This is a genomic window from Aeromicrobium sp. PFPM2_SD2, from assembly GCF_057364525.1.
This window is the reverse complement of record NZ_JBNFNZ010000320.1, coordinates 1-2,908: the sequence shown is the minus strand read 5'-3', so window position 1 is coordinate 2,908 and position 2,908 is coordinate 1. Positions and strand designations below refer to the sequence as shown.

Below are 2,908 nucleotides of genomic sequence, written 5' to 3'. Positions count from 1 at the left end.
GTCGTCCCAGGGCCGCCAGAGCAGGGCGGCCGCGGCCACGAGGGCGAGCAGCAGCGCGCCGACGACCGCCGCGCGCGCTCGCACGGGTCTAGCCGACCCGGACCGCGATCTGGAAGCTCGAGAGCGAGGTGATCGAGACGTTCAGGCCGGTGCGCGGGGCGTGGACGACCTTGCCGTCGCCGATGTACATGCCGATGTGCGTGAGGCTGGAGTACGCGACCAGGTCGCCGGGCTGCAGCTCGCTCATCGAGATCTTCTGACCGGCGCCGACCTGGGCGCGGGCGGTGCGCGGCAGCGAGACGCCCGCGGACGCCCACGCGCCGCCGGTCAGGCCCGAGCAGTCCCACGAGTCGGGGCCGTTGCCGCCCCAGGAGTACGGGTCGCCGAGCTGGGCGAGGGCGAACTTGACCGCCTCGCCGGCGCGGCCGGTCACGTCGACCTTGATGCCGGACGGGTCGACCTGGTCGTCGGCGGCGGCCATGCGGGCGCGCTCGCGGGCCTCGAGCCGGTCGTGCGCGGCCTTCGCCTTCTCGTACGCCGCCCGGATGGCCTGACGACGCTCGAGGACGGCTCGCTTGTCGGCGGCCAGCTCCTTCTTGCGCTCGGCGAGCTGGGCCTGGCGGTTGCGCATCTGCGCGGCGGTGCGGCTGAACTGGTCGAGCTGGTCGGCGCGCGAGGCGTTGAGCGCCTGGACGGCACCGAGGCCGTCGAGGAACGCGGTCGGGTCCTCGCTGCCGAGCAGGCCGACGGTCGGGCCGAGCGGGTTCTCGATCTGCTGCTGGACGACCGCGGCGCCCAGGGCGTCGCGCTGCTCGCGGAAGGCGGCCTCCTGGCCGGCGATGTCGCGGCTGAGCGCGTCGATCTCCTCCTGCGTGCGGTCGATGCGCTCGGTGAGGCCGTTGACCTCCTCGGTGACGGCCTCGACCTTCTCGTACGCCTGCTCGACCGACTCCCGGGTCGGCTTGGGGTCGGCGGTGGCGGCCGGGGCCACCAGCAGCGAGGCCCCGAGGGCGGCTCCGGCGGTCAGGGACGCGAGACGCACGGCACGGCGCAAGAAGATCTCTCCCTCAAGAGTTCTGAGTCGTCGCCACCACCGCTGACCCGAGGGCGCGGACCGGGGTCGGGGGGACTCCGGGTGGCGGGCCCGGCCGCCACGAGAGCGACGCGGGCACGATCATCAACTCTAGGCGGTCGTCAGGGCCCGATCAACCAGCCTGGCCGGACTCACACCCGTCGTCGAGCGGCACCACGAGGCGCAGCGGCGGGACCAGGCCGGACGCGGCGAGCGCGTCGAAGGCGGCCCGCTCGTCGGCGTCGATGACGACGCCCTCGGGCGGGGCGCCCAGCAGCACCGTCACGACGCAGTCGCCACAGGCGGCGGCGCTGCGCACCAGGCACGTGCCGCAGTCGACGACGACCGCGTCGGAGGGGTCGTGCTCGGGGGCGGGAGCGACGGCGTCCCGCGACAGGTTCTCGTTCATGGCGGCGACGCTAGGACCGGGGTCTGACAACCACGGACGACCGCCGTCGCACCGGCGCGGCTGCCGGCGTTGTCGGAGCCGCTCCGTACGGTGTGCGGCGTGGACGCGGTGCAAGGAACCTTCGACGAGCTCGGTCGGTCCCTCTCCGACGTCACCTTCTGCGTGGTCGACCTCGAGACGACCGGCGGGTCGGCCGCCAAGGGCGCCCGCATCACCGAGATCGGTGCGGTGAAGGTGCGCGGCGGCGAGGTGCTGGGCGAGCTGCAGACCCTGGTCGACCCCGAGGGGCCGATCCCGGCATTCATCACCGTCCTCACCGGCATCACCGACGCGATGGTGTGCCGGGCGCCGCGCATCGACGAGGCGCTGCCCAGCTTCCTGGAGTTCGCGCACGGCTGCGTGCTGGTCGCGCACAACGCGCCCTTCGACGTCGGCTTCCTCAAGCACGAGGCCAAGCGGCTCGGCGTGCCCTGGCCCGGCTTCGAGGTGCTCGACACCGTCCCGCTCGCCCGGCGCGTCATGCTGCGCGAGGAGGTGCGCAACCACAAGCTCGGCACCCTCGCCGCGCACTTCGGCAGCCCGACGACGCCCAACCACCGCGCGCTCGAGGACGCCCGCGCCACCGTGCACGTGCTGCACGGGCTCTTCGAGCGTCTCGGCAGCCTCGGCATCGGCACGTTGGAGGAGCTGGCCGGGTTCACCACCCGCATCACCGCCGCCGAGCGGGCCAAGCGGCACCTGGCCGACCACCTGCCGGCCGTCCCGGGCGTCTACCTCTTCCGCGACCGCGACGAGCGCGTCCTGTACGTCGGCACGTCGCGCAACATCCGCACGCGGGCCAAGTCCTACTTCACCGGCAGCGAGACCCGGGCGCGCATGCGCGAGATGGTGCGCCTGGCCGAGCGCATCGACGGGCTCGAGTGCGCCACCGCGCTCGAGGCCCAGGTGCGCGAGCTGCGGCTCATCGCCCGGCACACCCCGCCCTACAACCGGCGCTCACGATTCCCCGACCGGCTCAGCTGGGTGAAGCTGACCCGCGAGCCGTGGCCCCGGCTGTCGATCGTCCGGACGGTGCTCGACGACGACGCCGACTACGTGGGCCCGTTCCGCCAGCGCCGCACGGCCGAGGCGGCCCTCGCCGCGGCCCACGACGCCTTCCGCGTCCGCCAGTGCACCGGACGCCTGCCCGTGCGTCCGCGCGGCACGGCGTGCGTCCTGGCCGAGATGGGTCACTGCCTCTCCCCCTGCGACGGCTCGGTCGACGCCGAGACGTACGCGGTCGAGGTCGCCCGGCTGCGCGAGACGATGGTCGGCGAGCCGCTGACCTCATCGACCACGCCGGGCGACCGCATGCGGGCACTTGGCCGCGGCACAGCGCTACGAGGACGCCGCGGTGTGGCGCGACCGGGCTGGCCACGTTCCTGCGC

General features: G+C 74.0%; 3 protein-coding genes. 1 reads left to right on the top strand and 2 read right to left on the bottom strand.

All coding sequences use genetic code 11. The features are described from left to right. Positions 1 to 88 precede the first annotated feature (88 nt). Both AC2W7G_RS12850 and AC2W7G_RS12845 read right to left on the bottom strand, forming a co-directional pair. Positions 89 to 1,042 carry a C40 family peptidase gene (locus AC2W7G_RS12850; protein WP_485868787.1) on the bottom strand — a complete coding sequence of 318 codons (954 nt, stop codon included), beginning with the start codon at positions 1,040 to 1,042 and terminating at the stop codon, positions 89 to 91. A 163-nt stretch (positions 1,043 to 1,205) separates the two neighbouring features. After that, positions 1,206 to 1,481, bottom strand: coding sequence for a hypothetical protein (locus tag AC2W7G_RS12845; RefSeq protein WP_485868786.1), 276 nt, complete (start codon positions 1,479 to 1,481; stop codon positions 1,206 to 1,208). A gap of 99 nt (positions 1,482 to 1,580) precedes the next feature. On the opposite strand from AC2W7G_RS12845, the gene AC2W7G_RS12840 reads away from it, so the two are divergent. Then, positions 1,581 to 2,908: DEDD exonuclease domain-containing protein (locus AC2W7G_RS12840; protein ID WP_485868785.1), on the top strand; the 1,328-nt coding region annotated here is incomplete at its 3' end.

Bases quoted from the DNA above. Each gene is read 5' to 3' on its own strand.
- AC2W7G_RS12845 (WP_485868786.1), bottom strand. From the start codon at position 1,481: ATGAACGAGAACCTGTCGCGGGACGCCGTCGCTCCCGCCCCCGAGCAC.